Source organism: Arthrobacter sp. ZGTC131 (assembly GCF_002929275.1).
Taxonomy (GTDB): domain Bacteria; phylum Actinomycetota; class Actinomycetes; order Actinomycetales; family Micrococcaceae; genus Arthrobacter.
The window spans coordinates 621,830-648,030 of sequence record NZ_PJIK01000001.1; the positions used below are offsets into that span (position 1 = coordinate 621,830).

Consider the following 26,201-nt stretch of genomic DNA (forward strand, 5'->3'; position numbering starts at 1 on the left):
GTGCCCCGGGCAGTGACCCGGCAACAGACACCAAGCAACCACCGAAGGAAACCCCCATGAAACGACACCTGACCATCCTGAGTGCTGCGGCCGCCGTCGTCATCGCCCTGACGGTGTCCGGCTGCGGCGGCCCCTCGGTGGCCGGCACGGGCGCCCCGGGCGCCACCGAAGTCAAGGAGCTCCGCTACCAGGGCTGGGCCAATACCGTGACCCTCCCCGAGCTTGCCGAGGATCTCGGCTACCTGGGCGACGTGAAGCTGAACTGGGTGGGCAACACCATCAGCGGCCCGCAGGACATCCAGTCCGCCGCCACCGGGCAGACGGACTTCGGCGGCGCCTTCGCGGGTGCGGTGGTGAAGCTCATCGAAGCCGGGGCGCCGGTCAAGGCCGTCATCAACTACTACGGCGAGGACAGCAAGACCTTCAACGGCTACTACGTGAAGGAGGACAGCCCCATCCGGACGGCCCGGGACTTCATCGGCAAGAAGATCGCGGTCAACACGCTGGGAGCGCACTCGGAGGCCGTGATCAACACCTACCTCCGGAAGAACGGGCTCAGCGCGGACGAGATCAAGCAGGTCCAGCTCGTAGTGGTGCCGCCCAACGACACCGAGGAAGCCATCCGCCGCGGGCAGGTGGATGCGGGCTCGCTGGGCAGCATCCTCCAGGACAAGGCCATCGCCAACGGAGGGCTGAGGTCCGTCTTCAGCGACTTCGACCTGTTCGGCGGCTTTGCCGGCGGCCCGTACGTGCTCCGCGAAGACTTCATCGCCCAGAACCCCAACACCACCCGGACGTTCACCACCGGCGTGGCGAAGGCAATCGAATGGGAACGCACCACGCCGCGCCAGGAAGTGATTGCCCGGTTCACCAAGATCCTGAAGGAACGCGGCCGGAATGAGAACCCCGCCGCCCTGCAGTACTGGAAGAGCGTGGGCGTTCCCAGCAAGGGCGAAATCAAGGACGAGGACTTCACCCGCTGGAACGACTACCTGAAGTCCGTAGGCATCATCAAGTCCGACCTGGACCCCAAGAAGCTCTACACCAACGAATTCAACGGCCTCGTTTCCAAGTAACCGCCGCACTTAGCGCACCGCAGTAACCGCCGCAAGTAACCCGCCGCAAGCGACACAACAGTAAGGAAGAACAATGACCGCCATCACCGAAACCAAGCTCGAATTCGCCAAGCTGGGCTCCCGCATCGGGGCCGAAATCCGCGGCCTGGACCTCAGCGGGGACCTGCCCGCGGAGACCGTCGCCCAGATCCGCGCGGCGCTCAACGAACACAAGGCCCTGGTATTCCGGGAAGCCAACATCCTCTCCGACGAGGCGCAGGTGAAGTTCGCCAGCCACTTCGGACCGCTCACCAAGGCCCATCCCACGGTCGCCTCGGTGGAGGGCGAGGAAAACGTCCTGCCGGTGGACAGCGAAAACGGCTCCGCAAACAACTGGCACACCGACGTCACGTTCGTGGTCAACCCGCCGCAGGCATCCACCCTGCGCAGCATCGATCTGCCGGCGTACGGCGGCGAAACGCTGATCGCCTCCTCCGCCGCCGCGTACCGCGACCTGCCGGATGAGCTGCGCAACTTCGCGGACACCCTGTGGGCGATCCACACCAACGACTACGACTACTCGGTGCCCAAGAACCTGGAGCACCAGAACGCGGAGGAGCGCCGCAAGGAGTTCACCCGGCTCAAATTCGAGACCGCCCACCCCGTAGTGCGCGTCCACCCGCTGACCGGCGAGCGCGGATTGTTCATTGGGGGCTTCGCGCAGCGCCTGCGGATCGTAGGCCTGTCCAACACGGAGTCACGGGACATCATCCGGCTGCTGCAGGCCTACGTCACGCGGCCCGAGAACGTGGTGCGCGTCAACTGGGAGCCCAACCAGCTGGTGCTTTTCGACAACCGGATCACCCAGCATTACGCACCGGACAACTACGACGGCCAGCCCCGCAAGCTCAACCGCGTCACCATCGCCGGAGACATCCCGGTGGGTGTGGACGGCAAACCGAGCCAGGCTCTGCAGGGTGACTCCTCCACGTATTCGGAAGTAGCCCCGCTGAGCTAAGCCGCCGCCAGCCCAACAAGGTCGCAGTTAATGTCGTTTTGAACGCTCATAGCGACATTAACTGCGACTCATTGGGTTAAGCGGCGATTGGGCGGGCCGGGGTTAGGGAATGTTGCTCCCCCGGGCCGTGACCCACAGCCGGTACCACTCGGCGCGGGTCATGGTTTCGGCCACGCGGCCGGCTCCGGCACAGGCTCGGATCCGGTCCGGGTTGGCAGTGCCGATGACGGGCGCGATCCCGGCGGGATGCCTCATGAGCCACCCCAGCAGGACGGCTTCGGACGTGGTTCCCTTCTCGCGCGCCATGTCCGCCAGCAGCGCCGCCGTGGCGGCCTCGGCAGGCGTGGGCCGCTCGGGCGGATTCCCCGTGTAGTGCCCGCGTGCCAGTGCGCCGTAGGCCTGCAGGGTGATCCCCTGCCGGGCGCAGTATTCGATCGTGCCGTGCGGGAAGCTGTGATCCGCTGATTCCGGATGGTTGACGAGCACCGAGCTCTCGAGCCAGGCCCGCTTCAGCAGGCTCATCTCCAGCTGGTTGGCCACCACCGGCGTCTCCAGGCTGTCCTGGAGGAACGCGATCTGCTCGCCGGACATGTTGGACACACCCAGTGCCCGCACCTTGCCTTCCGCCATCAGCTTCCCGACGGCGGCCGCCACCTCCGCCGGGTCCATCAGGGGATCCGGCCGGTGCAGCAGGAGGACGTCCACATAGTCCGTGCGCAGCCGCTCCAGGCTGCCGTTCACGCGCTCAATGATGGAGTCACCGCTGAGATCGTAGTGGGTCTCCAGCCCGCGCTCGTTGAGGCGGATGCCGCACTTGGTCTGCAGCCGGATGCGCTCGCGCAGGCCCGGCGTCGACGCCAGCACCTCACCGAAAACAGTTTCGGACTTGCCCCTGCGGTAGATGTCCGCGTGGTCGAACAGCGTGATGCCGGCCTCCAGCGCCGCGTCGACGGCGGCAGCGGCCTCCTCCACATGGTGAACGTCATGGGGTTCGTCGGTCCATCCGCCGCCAAGGCCCATGCAGCCGTAAATGAGCTCCTGCGCGGACGGTGGAACGTTGTGATCAGTCATTGCTTCACTCTTTCATGTGCCGCGGCTGACGAACAGGTGGCGGCGCCCCGGCCGGGCACCGCCACCTGTACTTGATATTGAGTTATGTCAGCGCAGCCAGGCGGTGGTGTTGGCCGGCAGCTTGCCGTCTTCCAGCGGGGCGCTGCTGACCAGCACGGTCCCGGCGGGAAGCTCGACGGCGGTGTCGCCGAAGTTGGTCACGGACTGCCAGCCGCCGGGGCGGCTGAAGTGCAGGACCTCCGGGTTGCCGGTTTCGATCCATTCCAGCTCTTCCTCGGCCTGCAGTTCGCGGCGCAGCTTCAGGGCCGTGCGGTAGAGCTCAAGGGTGGAGCCTTCGGTGCCGTCCTGGGCCTCGACGGCGTACTTGCTGAACCAGTCCGGCTGCGGCAGGTGGGCCCCGCTGTCGCCGAAGCCGAAGGAGGTCCCCTCAACCTTCCACGGCAGCGGCACGCGGCAGCCGTCACGGCCCACCTCGACGCCCTTGTTGCGGAAGAACGACGGGTCCTGCCGCTCGGCGTCGGGGATGTCCGCGACTTCCTGGAGGCCTAGTTCCTCTCCCTGGTAGAGGTAGGCGGAGCCCGGTACCGCGAGCATCAGCAGCGTGGCGGCGCGGGCGCGGCGCTCGCCGAGTGCCACGTCCAGTTCCTCTTCGGGTCCGCCGGCCAGCAGCCAGTCCTTGCCGTCCTGGCCCTTGGCGTGCTTCTTGCCCCGGGAGGTCTTGGGCAGGCCGTAGCGCGTGGCGTGACGGACGACGTCGTGGTTGGAGAAGACCCAGGTGGAGGACGCGCCGGTGGCGGCCGCCTCGGCGAGGTTGCGGGTGATAATTTCGCGGAACTCCTCGGCGTCGAAATCGGCCTGCAGGAGGTCGAAGTTGAACGCCTGGCCCAGGCCCTCGGGGCTCGCGTAGCGCGGCCGGCGGGTAGCGTGCACCCAGGCCTCGGCCACGGCGGTGCGCGGCGGGTTGTACTCGTTGAACACCTCGCGCCATTCGGTGTAGACCTCGTGGACATCGTCGCGGTCCCAGAACGGGTGCGAGCCGTCGTCGAAACCGTCGGTCCCGGTGTTGGCCGCACTCAGTTCCAGCTTGGACAGCAGGGGCTCGGTGAGGTCCTTGGTCAGGGCGTGCGCCACGTCCACGCGGAAGCCGTCCACGCCGCGGTCGGACCAGAAGCGCAGGGTCTTGAGGAAGTCGTCGCGGATTTCCCGGTTAGCCCAGTTCAGGTCCGGCTGCTCCTTGGCGAAGATGTGCATGTACCACTGCCCGGGGGTGCCGTCCGGTTCGGTGATCCGCTCCCAGGCGGGCCCGCCGAACACCGAGTCCCAGTCCGACGGCGGGAACTCGCCGTTGGGGCCCTTGCCGTCACGGAAGATGTAGCGGTCGCGCGCCTCGGAGCCCTTGGGCGAGGCGAGGGCTTCCTTGAACCATTCGTGCCGGTCCGAGGAGTGGTTCGGGACGATGTCCGCGATCAGCTTGATGCCGGCGGCGTGCAGTGCCGCTGCCATCTCGTCGAAGTCATCCAGCGTGCCCAGCTTCGGGTCCACGTCGCGGTAGTCGTCCACGTCGTAGCCGCCGTCGGCCAGCGCGGACGGGTAGAACGGGCTGAGCCAGACGGCGTCGATCCCCAGCGATTTCAGGTACGGGACCTTGGCCGTGATGCCCTTGATGTCGCCCAGTCCGTCCCCGTTGGAATCGGAGAAGCTGCGGGGGTAGATCTGGTAGACGGACGCCTGGCGCCACCAGTTCGGATCGGCCAGACGGTCGGAATCGGACAGGGTTGCCAGCGTGGCGGTGGTGGACAAGGGATGATCCTTTTCTTGTGGTTGGGGTTGTTGCTGGACTGGATTGATGGGTTTACTTGACGGCCCCGCGCATGACTCCGGACAGTACCCAACGCTGGGCCAGGATGTAAACCACCAATGTGGGTGCCATGGCCATGAGGTAGGACGCGAACGCGAGGCTGTAATTGGTGTTGAACTCGCCCTGGAACAGCATCTGCACCACGGGGAGGGTCTGAAGGCTGGGGTCGGCGATCATCATCTGGGGCAGCAGGAAGTCGTTCCAGGAGCCGAGGAAGGCGAAGATCCCCACGGTGGCGTTCATCGGTGCCAGCAGCGGAAAGATGATCTTGCGGAACACCTGCCACGTGGTGGCGCCGTCCATGCGGGCCGACTCCTCCAGCTCCACCGGGATGGAACGGACGAAGGCGATGTAGAGCAGAGTGTTGAACGAAATACCGCCGAGCACGTGCAGGAAGACGACGCCGGCCGGGTTGTCCAGGCCAAGGAGTGCCGTCTGCTTGATCAGCGGCAGGATGATCACCGGGAACGGGATGAACATGGCCGAGAGCAGGTAGATGAAGGAGCCGCGGAAGAACTTCCGGTTCCAGTTCCGGGCGATGGCGTAGGCGACGAGCGAGCTGCTGGCCAGCGAACCGAGGACGCTCAGCACGGTGACGAAGGCGGTGGACATGAACGCCCGGGGGAAGTTCGTGGCCACGTAGGCCGCAGCGAAGTTTTCCCAGTTCATCGGGCTTGGCCAGGCAAGGCCCGTTCCCGTGCCGATCTGGTCCGGTGTTTTCAGGGCCATGGCCACGGTGAAGTACAGCGGCAGCAGGACCGTCAGCGAGGCCACGATCATCAGCGCGGTGAGCCACCAGTTGACCTTGTAGCCCTCACGGCTGGAACGGCGGGCCTTGCGGACGGGAGCCGCGGCTCCGCCCATGGTGTCGGAAAGTGTGGAAGCGGTCATTAGAGTGAAACCCCCCGGCGCTGGATGAGGCGCAGCTGGATGACGGAGATCAGCAAGGTGATCAGGAAGTAGATGACGGCGTTCGCCATCTGGTAGGAGTAGTCGCCGCCCGTGAAGCCGGAGAAGATGCGCATCGCCACGGACTGGGTGGCCATGCCGGGCCCTCCTCCGGTGAGGCCCACGATGATCTCGTAGGTCCCCAGGAAGCCCTTGAACCCGAGGATCACGTTGATCACGAGGTAGCCGAGGATCAGCGGCAGGGTCAGGCTCAGGAACTGCCGGAAACTGCCGGCGCCGTCCAGGTCCGCCGCTTCATAGACCTCGGAGGGCACGCTCTGCAGGCCGGCGAGGTAGATGATGGTGGCGCCGGGCGCGGCCTGCCACACGGTGACCAGCACGATGGCGAGCCAGGCGAGGTTCTCGTTGGCGAGGATGCTCGTGGCGAGCGGTGTCACGCCGAACCGCTCCGCCAGTACCGGGAGGGTGTTGGAGAACAGATAGTTGAAGACGAAGGACACGATCAGGGCTGACAGCACCATGGGGATGAAGAAGACGGTGCGGATGCCCGTGCGCCACTTGATCTTGGCGTTCAAACCAAGGGCGATCGCGAGGGCCACGACGTTGACCACCACGGTGGTGGCCAGGGCGAAGACGAACGTGAAGATGTAGGACTGTAGGACGGCCGGGTCCTTGAAGATGTTGACGTAGTTGGACAGGCCGATGAACTTCCAGTCGCCGTAGCCGGCGTAGTTGGTGAGGCTGAAAAAGACGCCCACGAGTGCCGGCAGGGTGATGAAGAAGGCGAACAGTGCCAGTACAGGCACCACCATCCAGTAGTACGTGGGGTCGGTCCTGTTCCTGGACCGGAGCGTTGCGGTTTTGGCGGACGCGGAGGTCGGCAGGTTGCGTCCTGCGGGAGGGGCTGTCTGGGCCACCCGGGATGTTGCGGTCATTAGGGCTCCTGGATTTCGGGTGGTGGGTCAGACGGCGGTGCGCTCGGCAACGCGGCGCCATTCGTCGTCGAGGGCTGCGAGGAACTGGTCGCCGTTCTTGCCGTACACAAAGGACTGAACGTAGTTGTTCAGCGGCACGGACGGCGGGAAGTAGGTGCCGGCGCCCTGGTAGTAGCGTGCCTCCTTGACCGAGGCACCCAGCCCGCTGATCTGCGGATTTTCGACGGCGGGTGCGTCCTTGAGCGGGGAGAACGCGGCGTTCTTTTCGTTGTAGGTGTTCACCACCGACGGTTCCAGGAGGTAGTTGACGAACCGCTGCGCAGCGGCCATGTTGGGCGTGTTGCGGGTGATGGAGAGCGCCATGTCCACGTTCACCCGGGCTTTGGTGTCGGCCTCGTTGTTCGTCACCGGCAGGGGGAAGCTTCCAAGCCTGATGCCCTTGTTCGCCGCGACGAGCTGGGAGAGCGCCCACGGGCCCTGCAGGTACATCGCGGCCTGGCCCTTGGCAAAGGCCGCGTTGCCGTCCGCATAGTTCTTGCTGGCTGCCCCGTTCTGGGCGAAGGACGCCAGCTGTAGCATCTTGGGCAGCGCCGGGCTGAAGTTGCTGGTGAACGATTCGGGGGCGTCAGCGCTGATGGCGGCGCCCCTGGCGGTGAGCTTCGAGAAGAACTCCGCAACGTCCAGCGACCCGCCGGCGACGTAGTCGAACATTCCCTGCGAGAGGGTCCACGGGTCCTTGTAGGTGCCGTAGATCGGCGCGATGCCGGCAGCCTTGAACGTTTCGCAGGCCGCAACAAACTCGTCCCACGAGGTGGGGACCGCAACGCCGTTGGCCTCGAAGATGTCCCTGTTATAGATCACTCCGGCTGCCGCCAGCGAGAAGGGCAGGGCGCTGACCTCGTTCCCGTTGTACTGGCCCCAGGAGCTGATGAGCTCCTGCATCTTGGGGTCGATGGTGGCGGCCACCGGCATGTCTGCCAGGTCGGCGAAGATGCCCTTCTTGACGAAGTCGGCGGTTGCCTGCGCGAATCCGCGGGTCACGACGTCCGGCGGATCGTTGCGGACCAGCCCGGGAACAAAGTTGCCTTCGTTGAAGTCCTGGATGACGCGGATGTCCGGGTTCAGTGCCTCGAAGTCCTTGATGACCTGGTTGAAGTAGGCCACCACCTCAGGCTTGTTCTGCATGAACCGCAGCGTGGTCACGCCGTTTTGCGTGCTGGGCGTGGCGCCGCAACCGGAGAGCGGGAGTACGGCGGCGGCCCCGGCGAGGCCTGCGAATTTCAGCAGTGCGCGCCGGCCGATCGGGGCGTTTCCGCTACGTGCGGCCCTCACAGGGCGGAGACCGGCATGAGGGAAGGCGCGGGCCGGGGCGGTCCGGGCGGGCAGTGCTTCAGGATGCTGTTCACGGTTGCTCCTTTGCAAAAGGTGGTGGTTCTGGAAGACAAAGCCGGTGGTCGGTGGCCGTCCGGCCCACCGTGCGAAGTTTATATGGAATCTAAATTTAGTTCCTCAAGTATTATGTGGGGAAAAGCACAAGGAGGTCAACACCATGTCCGAAATGACGGCGGCTACGCCCCAGCTGTTGCGGCGGGTGAGTGCCGGAGCGGTCCTGGATTTCATGCGGGCCTCCCAGGCTGTGACAGTCACCGACGTCATGCAGGCCACGGGCCTCACCCGGGCCACCGCCATCTCGGTGTGCGAAGACCTCATGGAGCGGGGCTGGATCCGGGAGCTGGAAAACCAGCGCGCCTTCGGCGGATACCAAAAGGGCAGGCCGGCCCGTAGATTCGAGCTGAACGAGCGCGCCGGCTACGTGCTGGGGATGGACGTGGGCTACTCCAAGGCAACCGTGGTGGTGTCCGATCTCCGCGGCAAGGTATTGGGACGGTCGAGCCAGCCGTTCGCCCTCGCCGAGATCACCGCCGCGGAGCGCGTGGCCGTGATCGAGAAGACAGCCATGATGGCGCTGCACAGCGTGGGGGCCTCCCCCGACTCCGTGCTGGCCGTCTGCGCCGGCATCGCAGCTCCGGTGGACCGCAAGGGGAACGTGCTGGCCGCCCAGCACTTCTGGGGGCTCTTCGACGTCGGGCTCAAGGCCGCGCTCCAGGAACTCAGGGGGTGGACGGTGCTGCTCGAAAACGATGCGAACCTCGCCGCCCTGGGCGAGCGCTGGCGTGGCGCGGCTGAAGGCGTGGACGACGTCGTGGTCATCCTGGCCAGTGAGCGCGTGGGCGCCGGCGTGATTGACGACGGGCGGCTGGTGCACGGCATCGGCGGCGGCGCAGGCGAACTGGCGTTCCTCGACATGGTCGAGGGCGTGGGCGACACCTTCGGCATCGCAGCCATGGCGAGGACGTGGGCGGCGGAGGCCCTGGTCGGAACAGCCACGACGTCTCTCCGCGAGCATGCCAAGGACGGCGCCGGACCAGAACATGTCTTCGCGGCCGCCGCTGCGGGAGATGCCGTGGCACTGGAAATCCTGGACCGCCTGGCCGACCGGATGGCCAGGACCATTGGCGCCGTGGCCACCATCATCAACCCCGAACTCGTGGTGATCGGCGGGGCCGTGGCCAACTCGGCGGGGGCTCTGCTCGAGTCGATCGCCGTTCGCCTGAAAGAGTTCACCGCGACCGCGCCAAGAGTGGCCGTTTCCCCGCTGGGCGACTCCATCGTGACCGTGGGTGCCGTCAGGTGCGCCCTGGATTACGTGGAGAAAAACACCCTGGACCTGGAGCTGTCCGTACCGGCCTAAGCCGCTCCGCCCATCACGCCGCCTGGCTGGTTACTTCACCAGATTTAGCGCGGCGGCAACCGGGAGGGTGCCGTCCCGGAATTCGATGGTCTTGCCGGCGCTTCCGGGCAGCTCGAGCACGGCCGCGGCAACGATCGCCACATTGGCGCGCGAGGCGTCGGCGCTTTGCCAGGGGGCATCGGGATTGACGTCAATGAGGCCGGTGCCGGGCCCGCTGGTGAGAGGGCCGGGGCAGAGGATGGTCCAGTCCAGACCCGTGCCGCGCAGGTATTCATCCGCCGCGGCCTTGGCCTCGGCGTAGGCGAAGAAGCCGTTGTCCTCGGGGACGCCGTGGTCCGGCCTGGAGCCGTAGTACGACACCATGACATACCGGCCCACCCCGGCTTCCGCCGCCGCGTCCATCGAGCGGATGGCGGCATCCCGGTCCACCGCGTAGGTTCGCTGCGGGTTCCCTCCCCCGGCGCCGGCTGACCAGACCACGGCGTCATGGCTCCGGAGCGCAGCGGCGATTTCCGCCGTCGTCGAGTTTTCAATGTCCAGGACCGACGGCGACGCGCCGGTGGACGCGACGTCGGCGGACTGGTCCGGGTTGCGGATGAAGGACGTGACGCTGTGCCCCTCTTCCATGAGCAGGGCGGACAGGTGGAGGGCCACTTTGCCGTGGCCGCCGATGATTGCGATTCGGGTCATGCCCCCATTGTGTCCCACGGCGCGCGGGGAGGCCCAGTGCAGCCGCCGTCAGTGCCGGGAGCGGCATCAGGTTCGGTTCCGGTAGCGGAGGTACACCACGCCGTTCCCGAACCGCCGTTCTTCGAGCAGCTCGAGCCGGAGCCGGACGTCCTCCGGGAAGCACTTTTTGCCGCCGCCGACCGTCACGGGTGAGACGAACATCTGGAATTCATCCACGAGACCCGCCCGGATGGCCGAGGCGGCGAGATCCGGACCGCCGACGGCCAGGTCCTGTCCGGCGTCCGCCTTCAGCTGCCGGACGGCACCGGCATTGAACTCCTGCTCGATCCTAGTCCGTTGAGTGGACGGCGTGGTCAGCGTCCGGGAGAAGACTACTTTGTCAGCTTCCTTCCAGAGCCGCGCGAACTCCTGGATATAGTCCGGCTCCGCGGCGAAGGCATCCGTGTCCTCCCACGCTGCCATCACCTCGTACAGCCGGCGGCCGAAGAGGTGGGTGCCCACCGAGCGCTCCAGCTCGTTCACGAACGTGTGCACCTCGGCGTCGGGCTCGCCCCAGTCGAAGTTGCCGTCCCGGTCCGCCACGTAGCCGTCGAGCGACATGATTCCCGAGTAGATCAGCTTGGCCATGGAGACCCTCCGTGTGTTGGGCGGTGGACATTTCCGCACCGGCTCCCGCTTCCGGCGGGCCGCAATCCGACCCTAGGTTCGGTGCGGCCGGATGGCAACAGCGCGGCGCCGGCGGCCCGTTCAAGTCGCCCTCCGCAGCATTGGCACAGGTTTGAATCAAGACCTGATCAAGGACCCGTCTCCGGCGCTTTTCCGCTGTCATGCTGGTCTTCGCATCAACCAGTGCGCATCAAATTTCATGACCTAAATGGGGGGACCATGCCGGCAGGCCGGTTCAAACACGTCCGGATTCGGGCGACTTTACTCGTTTCACACTTCAGCCGGGCGGCCGTGGGCAGGTCCCTCGCCGCCTCAGGACTGGCCACGGGACTCCTGCTTGCGGGACTCGCGGTGCCGGCGGAAGCCGCCACCTACTACTCGGCGACGCTGCGCAGCGCGGCGCGGTCGCTTCCGGTAGCTGCTGAAAGCAATGCCGGCTACGACCGGACCCGCTACTTCGGCTCCTGGCTCGACACCAACCGCGACTGCCAGAACACCCGCGCCGAGGTGCTCCTGCAGGAGGCGCGAGCGACGGCGACCTACACCACCACCCGGAGGTGCACGGTCCGCACGGCCCGCTGGCTGACGACCTGGGATAACCGGACCCACTACTCCGCCTCTGCGGTGGAAATCGACCACACGGTCCCGGTCCACGAGGCGTGGGGCTCCGGGGCGCGCTCCTGGTCGCAGGCGCGGCGGGTGGCGTTCTACAACGATCTGGGCGACTCACGGTCCCTGAACGCCCAGACGGCGGCCCTGAACTCCGCCAAACAGGCGAGGGGCCCGGAATCGTGGATGCCGCCCGCGAACAGGTGCGCCTACATCGGCCAGTGGATCGCGGTGAAGATCCGGTGGGGCCTGCGCGTGGACAGCGCCGAGAAGGCCGCGCTGATCCGCTATGCGGATTCCTGCCCCAACGTAAGGGTGAGCGTCACCAAAGCCTGACGCCCCGCCCTGCAGGTTAGCCCCGCACCGTCCGACGGCGGTGCGGGGCTTTTTCTTGCCCGTTTGGCGGCGCTCCTGCTGTCCGAGGCCGGCGTCACCCCGGGCGCGGGACCCCGCCGTGCCCGGGCGTCCGCGGGTCCGTGACCAGGCGGTGCTGCACCATGGTCCAAAGGTTGGAGACCGTCCAGTAGATCAGAACGCCGATGGGGAAAATAATGCCGCCCACGCCGAACACAACGGGCAGGATGTAGAGCAGCATCTTCTGCTGCCGCATGAAGGGGCTGGCCGCGGCGTCGTCGGGCATGCTCGTGGCCATAATGTGCTTCTGCGTGATGAACTGCGCGGCCGTCATGGTCAGGATCATCACGATGGTCAGGATCCAGACTGACGTCAGATTGCCTTCGCCGCCGTGCAGAAACGATGCGGACAGCGGGGCCCCGAAGATGGCGGACTCATCGAACTGCACCACCTGATCGCGGCTCAGGGCCCCGATTCCCGTGCCCTGGTTGCGTGCCGTGCTGATGCCGGAGAGCACCTGGAAGAGGGCGAAGAAGAACGGCGTCTGGATCAGCAGGGGCAGGCAGGCGGAGAAGGGATTGGTGCCATGCTCTTTATAGATGGCCATCTGTTCCTGGGCCATGGCTTGCCGGGACAGCGGATCGGTTTTGCCCTTGTACTTCTCCTGCAGCTTCTGCAGGTCAGGCTGCAGGAGCCGCATGCGGCGCTGTGCGTTGACCTGCCTCAGGAACACGGGAATCAGGGCGGCGCGGATGACCAGCACCAGCCCGATGATGGACAGCGTCCAGGTCCAGCCGCTGGCGGCCGGCATGCCGACGGTGCTGAGGCCCTCATGGAAACCCACCATGATGACGGACACCAGCCAGTTGAACGGAAACATGATTGTTTGGAAGAAGTCCACTGATATCCCCATTCGCCAGTGCTGCCAAGCTACGGGGAAACATGCCTGTTGTCACGGTCCGGCGTTGCCGGGGACGCTCGCGGGCCGCCAGCAGGCTGGTGGGGCTGGCAACACCAGTAGAGTGCTCGCTCGAAGACAGAAAAGCCCCCGGAATCTCGCGGATCCCGGGGCTTGATCTGTAGCGGTGGGGAGACTCGATCTCCCCAAACACCAATCAGGTGTTTCGCAACCCGGCAACCTTTGGCCATCGGAGACCTGTGGTTCCGGCGAAGAGAACAAGCAGTCGCTAGGCGTCGTGAGACTGCCCGTCATATCGGCGTGCTGAAGCATGCGCCCGAGTTGCCGATAAGCACGACGCCGCCCATCATCACTTTGGAAGGTCTCCAGCCAAGCGTTGATCACCTGAAGCAATAAGGCACGCGATCAGGTTCTTGCGATCGCGTGCCTTATGGCGTGGATTTATCTCGCCCGGTACTAGTGACCGGCGCCGAGTTTCTCGCCGAGGCGTTCGCGAATCGTGGTGCTGGCCTGGTTGAAGCCGATGATTTTCACCACGGCGGGGCGTGCCGGCGGCTGGTTGGCTGCACCGGGTCAGGAGCGGTTGTCCCGCTGGTAGACGTCGGGGACGCCGTCGTCGTCGGAGTCGATTTGTTCTTCGGCTTCGGCCAGCCGGTATTGGCGGTTTCTGGTGCTGAGTACTGCGGCGGCCAGCACAGCGGCAATGAGGGAGGCAGTGAGAATGCCGACTTTGGCGTGGTCGTCGTGCAGATCTCCGTGACCGAAGCTCAGCTCAGCCACGAGCAGGGAAACTGTGAATCCGATACCGGCGAGGACCGAGACTCCGAAAATGTCGACCCATTTGAGGGAACTGTCCAGCCGGGCCCGGGTGGCCTTCGTGAGAATCCAGGACATTCCAAGGATGCCCACGGGTTTGCCCAGGACGAGGGCAAAGATGATGCCCACCGCGACCGGGTCGGTCAGCGCTGATGCCAGTCCGTTCCAGCCTCCGACGGCGACGCCCGCCGAGAAAAACGCGAAGATGGGGACCGCTATACCGGCGGAAATGGGCCGGAAGCGGTGCTCGAAGGTTTCCGCCAGTCCGGGGCCCGCTTTGGGGCCGCCGCCGGCTTGTGAACGGATGACGGGGACCGCGAATCCCAGGAGCACGCCGGCGACGGTGGCATGGATGCCTGAGGCGTGCACGAGCGCCCAGGTGACGACGCCCAGTGGCAGCAGGATAATCCAGGCCGCTGCCAGCCTGGTGCCAAAGAACCGTCGGTGTTTCTGGGCCAGGAAGGCGTAAAGGCCCAGAGGGATCAGCGCCAGCAGCAACGGACCGGGCTGGAGGTCGCTGGAGTAAAAGATGGCGATGATGGTGATCGCGATCAGGTCATCGACCACCGCCAGGGTCAGCAGGAAGATTCGCAGGGCGCTGGGCAGGTGGGAGCCAATGATCGCAAGGACGGCCACGGCGAAGGCAATGTCGGTGGCGGTGGGGATGGCCCAGCCCCGCAGTGCCTCCGGATTCGAGAAGTTGATCAGGGCGTAGATCAGGGCGGGGACAGCCACTCCGCCGACGGCGGCGGCGACGGGCACGACGGACTTGCTGATCTGTCGCAGGTCTCCGGCTACGAACTCTCGTTTGAGTTCGAGCCCGACGAGGAAGAAAAAGATTGCCAGCAGGCCATCGGCAGCCCAGGCTCCGAGGCTGAGGTCCAGATGCCAGGGCGCGTAGCCGATCCTGAAGTCCCGAAGAGCAAAATAGCTCTCAGCCCAGGGTGAGTTCGCCCAGAAGATCGCGATCACGGCGGCGGCGACCAGCAGCGTGCCCCCGACGGTTTCCTTCCGCAGGATCGTGCCGATGCGCAGTGCTTCGGCGTAGCTGCCGCGTCCAAAGACAGTAGATCCGATGGGCGGAATTGAGGGAAGGTTCATGAGGGGTCCCGATCGTAGGGTCGACAAATACTGTGCCGACCAGACTTCCCGGCTCACCTGCCTCCATTCTACGGGCAGGAGCCGCCAGCAACGCACGACCCCTTCCCGCAGATCCTCGGTAAGACTCTTCCCCACAACAGCCCATGCTGCGCCGAGGGCGGCCCTCATGGTCAGCCGGCCAGGTTCTCCAGGACCTCAGCCGCGGCGGCGGCGCCGTCCTCCTTCCGTATGAGCTCTCCTGCCCGCATAGCATCATCGCGGCAGTTCTCCGTCTGGCCGAGGGCATCCGTGAGCCGGTCCACGGTGAGCTTCCGGTACGGGATCGGTTCCGGTGCAAGGCCGCGGCGGTGAAGCACATTTCCCCAGAAGGGCTGGTCACCGATGAAGGGCACCACGATGGAGGGGATGCCCGCCCGGGCGACTGCGTGGACCGTGCCTGCCCCGCCGTGGTGAATTGCCGCCGTTGCCCGAGGCAGGACATGGTCGTGGGCCACTGAGTCCCTGATCAGAACGTCGTCGCTGGTCGTCCCGGAAATGTCCAGACCGCCCCACCCGGTCGTGACCAGAACCTTCAGGCCGCTTCGGCGGGCTGCGTTGATGATTATTTCGCCGCGCCCTCTGGCGTCACCGGCCTTCATGGAGCCGAAGCCCGCGTAGACAAAGTTCCCGCTGTGAATGAAGTCCTCCAGCTCCGCATCCGCATCGGCCGTCACGGGTTTCCCGGCCCAGTAGCCGGTGAGATGGACGGTAGTGGGCCAGTCCCGTGGCCGAGGCAGCAGCTGGGGACTCACCGGGACCATTGATACCTGTGTTCCTGCCCGCCGCTTCGGCCCCGCCGGAAGTATCTTCAGGGCTGCCTCCAGCTCGCGGCGGAACATGAGCGTGGCGAGGCGTGCCGCCTGATAGGTGGCACGGTTCAAAGGTCCCAGGTTGACCGAGGTGATGTACGGTGCGGGAAACTCCCGGGTCCTGGTCAGGGAGGGAACGGTCTCCGCAATGGCCGACGGGATGCCGACCCTGTCGGCGGCGATCGGCGCACTGAGAACCTTTGGGTGATAGACCACCACATCGGGAGCGAAGGAAATGATGTGCTCGACGGCGGCGGACAGCAGCCGGCCCACCGCCGGTCGAATCACCCTTCGGAACGTTGTGGCCATGTTCCTGGGAGAAACGCCCTGGTCGCTGATGAGCTGCGCGAAATCCATGTGCAGACTGACGGCATCAAGGCCCGCCATATCCACCCCGGAATGGTCCGGCACGCCCAGCCGCACCTGATGTCCTTTGGCCCCGACAGATCGTGCCAGAGCAACAAAAGGCTCGACGTCACCGCGCGTCCCCGCGGTCAGCAGCAAGATCTTCATTTTGCGGTGCCTCCTTCCATTGTTTCCCTTGATGCCGTCCATTCCGGGGCGGTCCGGGTCCGGAGCACCAGCCGGCCCTCTGTGATCCGGAAGCGGGAAGTTACATAGACGATGAATTTCATGCGGTGAGATCCCGCCGCTGGATGCAGTAGGCAGCCAGGCCTGCCAGGGCGGCCGCAACCACAGCCAAACCCAGCGCCCCGGCCTGGTCGAAGGATTCCACGGGCATGGCCGAGGAGTGCCGGAACGGGCTCAGATCCTGCAACCACACCGGAAGGCCGAACAGTTCCCCGAATTCACCCAGGACAAGTCCGGCGGCAAGCATCCCCCACCCGAGCGGGACACTGAGCCGCGGTGCGGCGGCGAAGACCACGGACGCCGCCGCCAGGAACACCAGGGCGGCGGGAACATGCGCCAGCGCGGCCGGCACCACGGACCCGGCGGGTCCGTTGGCGGTGCCCGAGAGTCCCAGGCCGATGGCGGCAGCAGTGCCGGCCGTTCCGGAGACAACGACCGCGGAGACAGCAGCGATGAACACGTTCGCGCCGAGCCACCGGGCCCGGGTTACCGGCGCGGCCAGAAGGAGCTCGGCCCTACCCTCGGCCTCTTCCGCGCGCATCCGCAGCACCGCCTGAATGCCTGCAGCCGCCGCGAACACCCCTGCCACGCCCAGCAGGGCAGTGATGAACACATCGATCAACCCGGCCTGGCCGCCCGGCACGAGCCGGGAAATCAGGTCCTTCAACGGCGCGACACTGGACACGGTCTCGCTAACCAGGGGGCCAAGGGCGCCGGCCACGGCACCCAGGGCCGCGGCGCCGACGCACCATCCGGCCAGGGTGGAGCGTTGCAGCCGCCAGGCCAGGCCCACGAAAGATGTGCCCCCGACTCCGGCGCGCTCCCTGCCGTCGCGCTGGGGCAAAAGGCTGGCGCCCACATCCCGCCGTTGCCGGATCAGCACGGCAGCTGCTCCCAGGATCAGCGCGACTGCGAGAAGTGCCAGCACCGGGAGCAGATCCAGGCTGGTAAACGGCCGCGACCGCTGGCCCCAGCCGATGGGCGACAGCAGCGACGGCCACGCGCTGCTCACGTGCAGCAGGTCCCCCGCCGGGGTCCCCAGGGCGTCCCCGACACCCCGGATCAGATAAGCCGCCCCGACCAGGCCGGCAGCCGCACCATTCGCGCTCCTGCCCGAGGGCAGGACCTGGGCAACGACCGCGGCAACGCCCACAAAGAACACACCGACAGCACCGACGGCGGCACCGGCCCCCGCTGCGCCAGGAACCGGCAGCCCGGCCGCAACGTAACCGGCAGTAACGAAGACGGCCAGGAGGAGGTTCGCGGCCGCGCCCAGCAGAAGGGTCGCCGCCAGCGACGCTGCCCGCGGGAGCGGGACCGAGCCGAGGAGTTCGGCCCGTCCGAGCTCTTCATCGGTGCGGGTGTGCCGCACCACCAGGAAAGTGCTCATCAGTCCTGCCAGGACCGCCGTGAACGCATAGCCCTGGAAGAACACGACCGCCCCGACTCCCGTGCCGTCGGGCAGGCCGCGGAGGAAAAGAAAGGCCGGGTTCGATGCTGCCAGGGTCAGGATCGCTGCCTGCGAGGGCTCGTCACCGAATTGGGTGACTACGGCGTTGGAGGTCGCAAAGCCGAGCAGGGCGATGCCGAGGATCCAGACCGGCAGCGTCACACGGTCCCGGCGTGCCTGAAACAATGCCAGCTGCACCACGCCAGGCATCACTGGACCCCGCTGTCGCTGCGGTCGCTGTAGTGTCGCAGGAACAAGGACTCCAGTGAAGGCGGTGCGACTGTGAGTCCGCTGATCCCTGGCTCGCCGATGCCGGCCAGGACAGCACCGAGATCGGCGGCATCGGCGTCGAACTCGGCATTGGCGCCGTCAATGCTGATCCCGTGCGTGCCCGGCAGCGCCGCCAAGCGCGCCGGATCGGCCAGCCCGGTGACCCGGAAATGCGTGCGTTTCAGGTGCCGGAGTTCGCCCAAGGTCCCCGTCTCGACCGCGGTGCCGGAACGGATGATGGTCACCCGGTCGCAGAGCTGTTCAACCTCGCTCAGAATGTGGCTGCACAGCAGGACCGTCGCCCCGTCCCTGCCGACACGTTCAATTTGACGGCGAAACACGGCATCCATCACCGGGTCCAAACCGGCGCTCGGCTCATCCAGCAGATACAGCCGGGCGGGGCGGGCAAACGCAGCGATCAGGGCGACCTTCTGCCGGTTGCCTTTCGAGTAGGTCCGCGCCTTCTTCCGCGGGTCGAACTCAAACTCCTCGATGAGCTCACGGCGCAGATCCGCGTCGGCGCCGCCGCGCAGGCCGGTGAGCAGATCTATCACTTCCCCGCCGGAAAGGTTCGGCCACAGACTCACATCACCGGGAACATAGGCGATGTCCCGATGCGTGCTGACAGGGTCGGCCCATGGATCCACACCGAAGACCCGGACAGTACCGGCCGTCGGGCGGATGAGCCCCAGGAGAATCTTCAGCGTCGTGGATTTTCCGGCACCGTTGGGGCCCAGAAAACCGTGGATTTCACCGGCGGCGACGCTCAGGTGCAGGCCGTCCAAGGCCCGTGTCCTGCCGAAATCCTTAACCAGGCCTAGGGTCTCGATGATGGGTTGTGTTGTTGCGTTCATGAGCCGTTCGCTCCTCAGGTCATCGCGCGAACACCCGAGGCGGTCGCCGGGGCGTGCCGCAGGCATTGCCCACGGGCCGACCAGGCTTCCCGGCTCTCCGATCCACAGCATACAAGCACCCACACGGACGGGGAAGGCCAGCGCACCCCTCCGGCCCGGACGGGTGCGCGCGACGCGCCGCCTTTGGTGGCAGGGTCCGCGGGCTGGCAGGTCAGCACGGTGATTGCGTAGTGCCGGGCGAAGTCCAGGGCCTGCTGGTTCCGCACCGGGACCCCGGCAACATGGGCCGTGGTGATGGTTTTCTCGTTGCCCGTCAGCACGTAGGTCGGTGCCCCGCCCAGGATCCGAATGCATGCACCCCGCGTCCAAATCGACGGAGACGAAAAAACCCCCGGAATCTCGAGGATTCCGGGGGCTTATTCTGTAGCGGTGGGGAGGCTCGATCTCCCGACCTCACGATTATGAGACATGAGGTTACTCCCCTAGATCACAGGGATATCTAGGCTTTTCGTAGCCATTTTGTAGCCACCCGGTTTTTCCGTAGCCACTCATGTGGCCACCGCAGGGGCATTCAGCAGGCATCAACGGCCCGCGCCGACGACGCCCATCATGGGCGAACAGTTGCGCGTAAACGTCCAGCGTGATCGCTGCGGAGCCGTGGCCCGCTATCTGCTGGACCATCTTTACGTTGGCTCCAGCACTGACCGCCAGCGTGACGGCGGTACGCCGCAAGTCACGAAAGACTATGGAGGGAAAGCCTGGATCAAGCGCTTGGCATCGCTCCACTGCCGGGTGGAATACGCGGCGGGCAAAGTTGGTCGCCCTCAGTTCCGCACCTGACGGCGACATAAAGACCAAGCTATTGGCGGGTGCGCCCTCCCCCACCCCTACTGTTGTTGCCATGGATAGCTACATGCTTCTCACACGCGGAGGCGATACGAGTTGCACCAATTGCGGGTCGGCACAGATAGAGGTGGACGACACCTACCTCTCCTATGCGGGGCAACGAGTTACTGGGCCGTGCCCACGTTGTGGCGCACCATTTGATTACTGGGCACGGTTAGTCGGGCCGATCAGTGACCGGTCCGACCTTTGGCACCCGGTAGCTATGGCGGGTGGGTTCACGACGATGTTCCTTGCGTCGGCAGCCAGAGATAGGCCCCTGTCACTAGAACTGGGTAACTACGGCATTCCTGACGGGGCGCTCATCTACAAAGTGCTACACACCGTCCAAAACGGCAATCACCCAGGTCCCGGAGTGACTGTCTTCGCACACGTCACACAGACTGTGGGAGGCCAGCACTTGCCGCCCGCTATCACTCTGATGCCCGTAGTTCTTGGCGGGACAGGGAGGGCGGTGGAAGGAGCGCATGAATCAAAGGGTGAGCCACTGAGCGTTGCATTCACTGTCGTGTGGGCACCGAGTCAGATGGACACACCTGCCCAAGGGCTGTTGCTATCGGCCTTCGGAGCCTACGGGGAGGGGGACATGAAGCGTTGCATACTCGACGCTGATTCCGCCGTAGACATCTACTTAAAGCAGTTAGTGACGGCGGAGCTTGTGGAAGGTTGGGACAGGAAACTTCCAAACTTGGGGTATGAGCAACGCCTGCTTGTCCTAACAGCCGTTGCCCCTGCTCTTGGCGTGCCGCCGCTGCCCCCGTTCATCCTGGAATCACTATTGGACTTGCGAGCCGAGCGCAACAAAGTAGCGCATGGCACTAATGCCCAGGTTGACGCGGCACGCGCCGCCGACCTTATCGCAGCCGCCCTGGTTGCCCTGAACCATTTCAAGCAGATGCACGGCGAGGCCGCGTAGCGTCCCCTCACACCGAGGGAGCTATGTAGGAATCGAGTGAGTACTGCCGCGAGACAGGTACTTTTTCTCGCACGCGAGTGGTCGAAGGCCAACGCCGAGGATGGCCATGGCACAGAGGGCCAACAGGATTCCCAGGGACAGAAACGACGTGGCCATCGGTCTCCTCGGGTGGCGGGCGTAGTCGCCCACACTACAGTCAGATTCTGAAAAACGATCGTTTGTTGAGTATGAGAATGACGGCCAGCCGTTGCCGGCTGATCTGCCGCGGATTAAGGGAAGTTGCACTCTCATAACCCTTCGCATAATCTAATTCTCATAACACCGAATTTGATTGAGTAATTGAGAATGGGGCAGGATAATGGCGCTGGTTGGCTATATGCGTGTGAGCACCGCGGATCAGAACACGGACGGACAGAGGGACGCGCTGATCGCTGCCGGAGTGAAGGATGATTCACGGCACCTGTTCCAGGATCACGGCGTGACCGGTTCCAAGGCCAACCGTCCCGGCTTCGATAAGTGCCTAGCGTCGCTGCGTGAAGGCGACACGTTGGTCGTCGCCAAGCTGGACCGCTTGGGGCGGTCCCTCGGAAATCTCGTCCAGCTGTTCCAAGAACTCGGGGACCAGGGAATCGGGGTTCGCGTACTGGATAACCCCATGCTCAGCACGGACGGAAACAAGGTCCAAGCGAAGCTGATGCTCGGTATCTTCGGGGCCCTTGCCGAGTATGAGCGCGACCTCATCCGCGAACGTACTCACGTCGGCCTTACGGCGGCGCGTGCACGCGGCCGCGTAGGCGGACGCCCCCAGCTGCTGGATAGTCCGAAGGTTGCGCGAGCTAAGCAGCTGCACGCTGCGAGGGTCATGAGCCCTAAGGAAATCGCTGACGCGGTGGGCGTCTCCGTCGCCACGCTCTATCGGTACTTGGCGAAATGATTCCGAAGCAACACTCCTCACCGAGAGACTGTTCCTCATGACCATCGATATCAGGGCAATGCTCCACCGAGTCGTCGCGGAAGTTTTCGACGAGAACTTCGCGGTGACGGACTTCGGCTACAGCGACGATCCTGGTCTGCACGGTGTTGAAGTGAGCAGCAATCTCGTCGAGGGCCGCACCGCAGTCATCCGAGCCAAGTATGAGTGGGCGGACGCCTTCATTCCCGAGCTTAACGTCCAGGCGAACATCTTCGACTACGACGACATGGAGGAGGAGAAGGCGGCAGAGCTCCGAAGGCTCTGCCTCGTCATGCGTGCCTACCTTCAAGGGGAAGGCGAGATCGAAAAGCGGCGACGGCTGTTTCGCCGGGGAACGAATTCAGTTCTGAGAATCAAGGTAGACGGCCTCGATTGGCGCCTCGGTCGGCACAGCTACGTTGTGCCCGACCCATAGTTGTGCGCGTCGCTCACGGCTTAGCCAGTGTCAACCGCAGCATGTGGTTTGAATCTCCCTCACTGGGGCTTGGGGATCCCTTTGAGGGGCTATCAGGAGTGCAACGACCCTTCCACCTCCGGGAGCCCCTGCGGGGGCTCCTAGCGTGACTGCTGACAGTACAGAGCAAGCTTGTGCGCGAGGTTTTCTACCTTCACATCCGCTACGGGAACTTCCCAGTTCCGCTCAATGAGGAGCGCCACTTGTGTTGCCACTTCAGTAGGGACAGTCCTTTCATCAGCCAGGACAATGCGCGGTCAACCTCCGTGTCGTACTCGCTCTCAGGGAATCGGGTTCCGCCGAGCCCTAATCCCGCTAGGTCGGTTTCTACGAAGATGCGCTGGGAGTGGTTCCCTGTCGTGCATGCTGTGGAACTTCCTAGCTTCGTTACTGCTGACGGAGAGCGCCGGTTAGCCGGCTCCACAGCGTAGGGCTCATTTACGACGGTCGAACAAGCTACGGCGCAGTTGTTTAGCCGTACGATCCAATGCGGCGTCATACTCCCCGCGATCGAACACCAGCGTTCCCACAGTGGTGATCACGTCCTCGTCACAGAATTCCTCCAGCGCGCCTTCAGTGGCAGGCGCATCGTGGCGAAAATCGCTCCACACCACTCGATCGGCTCCAACCTGAATCCTCACGCTGACTCCACCGCATCCTTCATCAAAACACTCAGGGCAAAAGTAGAGCCACACCCGCTGCGGGAAGAACTGTCCGGGAAGCTCCCCTTTGAGCCGACGCACTTCCTGCTGTGCGATTCGTGAAGAGAGACCCCAGCGACGCAGGCGCGTAACCTCCCGTTCGTCAATGTCCTCGCCGTCGAAAACAATCTCCCGGAGGAACTGACCGTCGACCAGGAAGTCGAAGTCACCGGTGGAATCAATCCGAAGATCGAACTTGTTCAGCCGTTCTCGTACGCTCATCAGGCTATTGTCTCGCTTGCGATCTCTGCAGGGGCTCCTAACGAGACGGTTGACGCAGCAGGAGCCACCCGGCCGCCCCTTGCTGGGGCGTAGCCATTTTGTAGCCACTACTCAGGGAATGGCTACGATTTGGAGGGAATGCAGGAGAATCCCTAGCTGTCAAGCATCTTTTTTCGAGTAACGAAAAACCCCCGGAATCTCAAGAGATCCGGGGGTCTTATTTGGTAGCGGTGGGGAGGCTCGATCTCCCGACCTCACGATTATGAGTCGTGCGCTCTAACCAACTGAGCTACACCGCCACGAATGAGAAAAACCTGTGTCAAGCCGGTCAAGACCGCCTTGACACAGGCCCTCATTCAGAGCCCCCCACCGGAATCGATCCGGTGACCTCGTTCTTACCAAGAACGCGCTCTACCACTGAGCTAGGGGGGCAACGAGTAAATACTCTACCGGAAGAGTTCCTACTCAACAAATCGGCGAAAGGGCGCTCAGGGAGCCGCCGAAACAGTTGCGCCGGAACGATTTGTATGGCCTCGGAAATGCCCTATTTGGCGGGCCGGAAGGCCGCAGAAGGGTCCTCCCTAGGTACGCCGCGCGGGCATCGGTGGCCATCAGAACAGGACATCCCCGTTTAGTGATTAAACAGACATGGACCGGCTCGAAAGCCGGTCCATGTCCGTTATTTCAAACTACCGCCAGGAAGCTACTCCCCCGGGCCGGTGGTTACCACTTGCCCTTGCGGTTGAAGTCGCGCTGTCCGCCTTCGTTGCCGTGGCGGGGTTTGCGTGAGCCGTCACCGTGACCGCCGAAGCGGGAGTCACTGGCCTGGCCGCGGGTGGCGCCGCTGTCAGCACCAACGCTGCGCTCCGAACGGTCGCTGTAGGAGCGGCCGCCGCGGTCAGCGGAGGAACGCTCGCCGTCGTTCTTGCGGAATTCCTTCTTGAACCCGCCGTTGCCCTTGAAGTTGCCGCCACGGTCTCCGCCGCCGGAGTAACCGCCGCGGTCGCCGCCACGGCTGCCCTGGTAACCGCCACGCTCACCGCCGCCGCCGGAGGGCTTGCGGCCGTTGTCCAGCTCGAGGTGGATCAGCTCGCCGCCGATCCGGGTGCGGGACAGGGCGCGCAGCTGCTCGGGGCTGAGGTCCGCCGGGAGTTCCACGAGGGAGTGGTCCGACCGGATGTCGATGCCGCCGATCTGGGCCGAGGAGATGCCGCCTTCGTTGGCAATGGCGCCCACGATGGAGCCCGGCATAACGCGCTGGCGGCGTCCGACGGCGATCCGGTAGGTGGCGTTGCCCTCGGTGAGCGTGCGGGTCGGGCCGCGTGAGCCGAAGCCGTCCTTGGCGCGCTCGCGCTTCTGGTATTCAGGAGCTGCCGGCAATTCCTTGACCAGGAGCGGCTGTCCGCCCTGTGCCATGACGGCAAGCGCGGCAGCGATCTCCGACGCCGGAACGTTGTGCTCTTCCTCGTAGGAGGAGATGAGGTCGCGGAACGGGGCAACATCTTCTGATGCGAGGGTCTCGGTGATGCGCTCGGCGAACTTGCCCAGGCGCAGCGTGTTCACGGACTCGGCCGTGGGCAGGTGCATCTGCTCCACCGGCTGGCGGGTGGCCTTCTCGATGGAACGCAGCAGGTACTTCTCCCGCGGCGTCATGAACAGGATGGCGTCACCGGAACGGCCTGCACGGCCGGTGCGGCCGATGCGGTGGACGTAGGACTCGGTGTCGTGCGGGATGTCGTAGTTGACCACGTGGCTGATGCGCTCAACGTCAAGGCCGCGGGCCGCGACGTCGGTGGCCACGAGGATGTCGATGCGGCCTTCCTTCAGCGCGTCGACCGTGCGTTCGCGCTGCTGCTGCGGGATGTCGCCGTTGATGGCGGCAGCCTGGAAGCCGCGGGCCTTCAGCTTGTCGGCGAGGTCCTCGGTAGCCATCTTGGTGCGCACGAAGGCGATGACGCCGTCGAACTCTTCAACCTCAAGGATGCGGGTCAGGGCGTCGAGCTTGTGCGGGCCCATGACCTGCAGGTACCGCTGGCGCGTGTTGGCGCCGGTGGTGGTCTTGGACTTCACCGAGATCTCGGCCGGGTTGTTCAGGTACTGCTTGGACATCCGGCGGATCTGGCTCGGCATGGTGGCGGAGAACAGCGCAACCTGGCGGTCAGACGGGGTCTGCTGGAAGATCTGCTCCACGTCTTCGGCGAAGCCCATGCGCAGCATCTCGTCCGCCTCGTCCAGCACCAGGTACTGGAGTTCTGACAGGTCCAGGGAACCCTTGGAGATGTGGTCGATCACGCGGCCGGGGGTACCGACAACAACCTGGGCGCCGCGGCGGAGCCCGGCGAGCTGCGGGCCGTAGGCGGAGCCGCCGTAGACGGGGAGGACGGTGAAGTCATCGATGTGCTTGGCGTAGGAGGTGAAGGCCTCGGCAACCTGGAGCGCAAGCTCGCGGGTCGGAGCCAGGACCAGCGCCTGAGTCTTGCGGGACGGGCCGTTGAGGTCGTGGAGCTCGGCCAGGCGGGACAGTGCCGGTACTGCGAATGCTGCAGTCTTACCGGTGCCGGTCTGGGCGAGGCCCACGACGTCGCGGCCTTCGAGCAGCAGCGGGATGGTTGCTGCCTGGATGGGGGAAGGCTTTTCGTAGCCGACGTCCTGCAGGGCGGCGAGGACGCGGCCGTCGATGCCGAGATCGGCGAACTTCACGCCTTCTTCTTCGGTGTCTTCTGCGCCGCTGCTGCGGTCAGCCTTGGGGGCTTCCTCAGCCTTAGGGGCCTCGGTCTTGGGTGCTTCCTCAGCCTTAGGGGCTTCCTCTGCCTTGGGGGCTTCGGCGGGGGCGGGCTCTGCTGCGGGTGCAACGGCCTCAGTGAATTCGACGTTCGCGGTTTCGGCAGTTGCCGTTTCGGTGTCGATGGCGTCGTTGTGATTTTCGGGCATAGGGGAGTTTTCCTCATCCATAGGGGGCCAGGCGGCACAACCCGAGGTGAGCGGAGCCGCAGTACATGTGCCGTTTGGACGCCGGGCAAACATTGACCGGCCGGTCACGTAGAAGCCCGGCGCTTTCGCAATCCCGTGGCAGGACTTCCCGCTGCATCTCTTGGCTGCTATCCCAGCAGTCTGTACAGCGTTTTCTTTAGCCGGCTCTCCCTATGAAAATGCCCGCATCGCTTGTGCGGGCCCCAACACTTGCCAGTCCTGCCTCAAAAATTGGGCAGGAATAAGGGATTTCCGGAGTGGGGGATATTTCAAGTGTAGGGCATAGATCGGCGCCT

The 26,201-nt window shown here is 64.9% G+C and carries 22 protein-coding genes, 2 tRNA genes and 1 pseudogene; 7 read left to right on the plus strand and 18 right to left on the minus strand.

Annotated features, from left to right (window positions below; genetic code table 11):
* Positions 1-56 precede the first annotated feature (56 nt).
* Both CXQ90_RS02865 and CXQ90_RS02870 read left to right on the plus strand, forming a co-directional pair.
* Positions 57-1,076, plus strand: coding sequence for an ABC transporter substrate-binding protein (locus CXQ90_RS02865; RefSeq protein ID WP_104136762.1), 1,020 nt, complete (start codon positions 57-59; stop codon positions 1,074-1,076).
* 73 nt (positions 1,077-1,149) lie between these two features.
* A complete protein-coding gene (locus CXQ90_RS02870; RefSeq protein WP_104136764.1) occupies positions 1,150-2,073 on the plus strand; it encodes a TauD/TfdA family dioxygenase in 924 nt (307 codons plus the stop codon).
* 102 nt (positions 2,074-2,175) lie between these two features.
* Here the strand turns inward: CXQ90_RS02870 and CXQ90_RS02875 are convergent, their stop codons facing one another.
* The 5 genes from CXQ90_RS02875 to CXQ90_RS02895 all read right to left on the minus strand — a co-directional run bounded on the left by CXQ90_RS02875 (position 2,176) and on the right by CXQ90_RS02895 (position 8,178).
* On the minus strand, positions 2,176-3,144 hold the full coding sequence (locus CXQ90_RS02875) for an aldo/keto reductase family oxidoreductase (protein ID WP_104136765.1): 969 nt from the start codon (positions 3,142-3,144) through the stop codon (positions 2,176-2,178).
* A gap of 87 nt (positions 3,145-3,231) precedes the next feature.
* A complete protein-coding gene (locus tag CXQ90_RS02880; protein ID WP_104136767.1) occupies positions 3,232-4,944 on the minus strand; it encodes a glycoside hydrolase family 13 protein in 1,713 nt (570 codons plus the stop codon).
* 52 nt (positions 4,945-4,996) lie between these two features.
* On the minus strand, positions 4,997-5,893 hold the full coding sequence (locus CXQ90_RS02885; RefSeq protein WP_104136769.1) for a carbohydrate ABC transporter permease: 897 nt from the start codon (positions 5,891-5,893) through the stop codon (positions 4,997-4,999).
* Entirely contained in the window at positions 5,893-6,846 is a 954-nt protein-coding gene (locus CXQ90_RS02890) for a carbohydrate ABC transporter permease (protein WP_104136770.1), read from the minus strand. Before CXQ90_RS02890 ends, CXQ90_RS02885 begins: the two co-directional genes overlap by 1 nt.
* A 27-nt stretch (positions 6,847-6,873) precedes the next feature.
* Positions 6,874-8,178 (minus strand): ABC transporter substrate-binding protein, encoded by a 1,305-nt coding sequence (locus CXQ90_RS02895; protein WP_104136909.1) that lies wholly within the window; start codon positions 8,176-8,178, stop codon positions 6,874-6,876.
* 217 nt (positions 8,179-8,395) lie between these two features.
* On the opposite strand from CXQ90_RS02895, the gene CXQ90_RS02900 reads away from it, so the two are divergent.
* Positions 8,396-9,598, plus strand: a complete 1,203-nt coding sequence (locus CXQ90_RS02900) for an ROK family transcriptional regulator (protein ID WP_104136772.1) — start codon at positions 8,396-8,398, stop codon at positions 9,596-9,598.
* Positions 9,599-9,628: 30 nt separating this feature from the next.
* Here CXQ90_RS02900 and CXQ90_RS02905 read toward each other — a convergent pair whose 3' ends face one another.
* Both CXQ90_RS02905 and CXQ90_RS02910 read right to left on the minus strand, forming a co-directional pair.
* A complete protein-coding gene (locus CXQ90_RS02905; protein ID WP_104136773.1) occupies positions 9,629-10,288 on the minus strand; it encodes an NAD(P)H-binding protein in 660 nt (219 codons plus the stop codon).
* Positions 10,289-10,354: 66 nt separating this feature from the next.
* A complete protein-coding gene (locus tag CXQ90_RS02910; RefSeq protein ID WP_104136775.1) occupies positions 10,355-10,915 on the minus strand; it encodes a dihydrofolate reductase family protein in 561 nt (186 codons plus the stop codon).
* Between the two features lie 330 nt (positions 10,916-11,245).
* Here CXQ90_RS02910 and CXQ90_RS02915 point away from each other — a divergent pair, with 330 nt between their 5' ends.
* Complete coding sequence (locus tag CXQ90_RS02915) at positions 11,246-11,899, plus strand: HNH endonuclease family protein (protein ID WP_258064330.1); 654 nt, start codon at positions 11,246-11,248, stop codon at positions 11,897-11,899.
* Positions 11,900-11,993: 94 nt separating this feature from the next.
* Here the strand turns inward: CXQ90_RS02915 and yidC are convergent, their stop codons facing one another.
* From yidC to CXQ90_RS02950, 7 genes and pseudogenes are all read right to left on the minus strand, one after another.
* Positions 11,994-12,818: a membrane protein insertase YidC gene (gene yidC / locus CXQ90_RS02920; protein WP_104136776.1), complete on the minus strand. Its 825-nt coding sequence runs from the start codon at positions 12,816-12,818 to the stop codon at positions 11,994-11,996.
* Between the two features lie 591 nt (positions 12,819-13,409).
* Positions 13,410-14,753 carry a Na+/H+ antiporter NhaA gene (nhaA, locus tag CXQ90_RS02925; RefSeq protein WP_104136777.1) on the minus strand — a complete coding sequence of 448 codons (1,344 nt, stop codon included), beginning with the start codon at positions 14,751-14,753 and terminating at the stop codon, positions 13,410-13,412.
* Between the two features lie 170 nt (positions 14,754-14,923).
* A complete protein-coding gene (locus tag CXQ90_RS02930; protein WP_258064331.1) occupies positions 14,924-16,114 on the minus strand; it encodes a glycosyltransferase in 1,191 nt (396 codons plus the stop codon).
* Between the two features lie 118 nt (positions 16,115-16,232).
* Positions 16,233-17,852 carry an ABC transporter permease gene (locus CXQ90_RS02935; protein ID WP_104136779.1) on the minus strand — a complete coding sequence of 540 codons (1,620 nt, stop codon included), beginning with the start codon at positions 17,850-17,852 and terminating at the stop codon, positions 16,233-16,235.
* Positions 17,852-18,766, minus strand: coding sequence for an ABC transporter ATP-binding protein (locus tag CXQ90_RS02940; RefSeq protein ID WP_181038395.1), 915 nt, complete (start codon positions 18,764-18,766; stop codon positions 17,852-17,854). Before CXQ90_RS02940 ends, CXQ90_RS02935 begins: the two co-directional genes overlap by 1 nt.
* 176 nt (positions 18,767-18,942) lie before the next feature.
* A pseudogene (locus CXQ90_RS22785) lies at positions 18,943-19,119 on the minus strand (IS21 family transposase); the annotation flags it as partial.
* A 121-nt stretch (positions 19,120-19,240) separates the two neighbouring features.
* Positions 19,241-19,669, minus strand: a complete 429-nt coding sequence (locus CXQ90_RS02950; RefSeq protein WP_104136780.1) for a tyrosine-type recombinase/integrase — start codon at positions 19,667-19,669, stop codon at positions 19,241-19,243.
* A 586-nt stretch (positions 19,670-20,255) separates the two neighbouring features.
* Here CXQ90_RS02950 and CXQ90_RS22010 point away from each other — a divergent pair.
* From CXQ90_RS22010 to CXQ90_RS02965, 3 genes are all read left to right on the plus strand, one after another.
* The gene (locus CXQ90_RS22010; RefSeq protein WP_146068839.1) at positions 20,256-20,585 is read left to right on the plus strand and encodes a hypothetical protein; all 330 of its coding nucleotides are present in this window, start codon (positions 20,256-20,258) and stop codon (positions 20,583-20,585) included.
* 376 nt (positions 20,586-20,961) lie between these two features.
* Positions 20,962-21,519, plus strand: a complete 558-nt coding sequence (locus tag CXQ90_RS02960) for a recombinase family protein (protein WP_368783883.1) — start codon at positions 20,962-20,964, stop codon at positions 21,517-21,519.
* Positions 21,520-21,556: 37 nt separating this feature from the next.
* Positions 21,557-21,973, plus strand: coding sequence for a hypothetical protein (locus CXQ90_RS02965; protein WP_104136785.1), 417 nt, complete (start codon positions 21,557-21,559; stop codon positions 21,971-21,973).
* Between the two features lie 473 nt (positions 21,974-22,446).
* Here the strand turns inward: CXQ90_RS02965 and CXQ90_RS02970 are convergent, their stop codons facing one another.
* From CXQ90_RS02970 to CXQ90_RS02985, 4 genes are all read right to left on the minus strand, one after another.
* Positions 22,447-22,935, minus strand: a complete 489-nt coding sequence (locus tag CXQ90_RS02970; RefSeq protein ID WP_104136786.1) for a hypothetical protein — start codon at positions 22,933-22,935, stop codon at positions 22,447-22,449.
* 222 nt (positions 22,936-23,157) lie between these two features.
* Positions 23,158-23,234: transfer RNA gene (locus tag CXQ90_RS02975), tRNA-Met, on the minus strand.
* Between the two features lie 61 nt (positions 23,235-23,295).
* Positions 23,296-23,367 (minus strand) — tRNA-Thr (locus CXQ90_RS02980).
* Positions 23,368-23,658: 291 nt separating this feature from the next.
* The gene (locus CXQ90_RS02985) at positions 23,659-25,866 is read right to left on the minus strand and encodes a DEAD/DEAH box helicase (protein ID WP_104136788.1); all 2,208 of its coding nucleotides are present in this window, start codon (positions 25,864-25,866) and stop codon (positions 23,659-23,661) included.
* Positions 25,867-26,201: the final 335 nt, after the last annotated feature.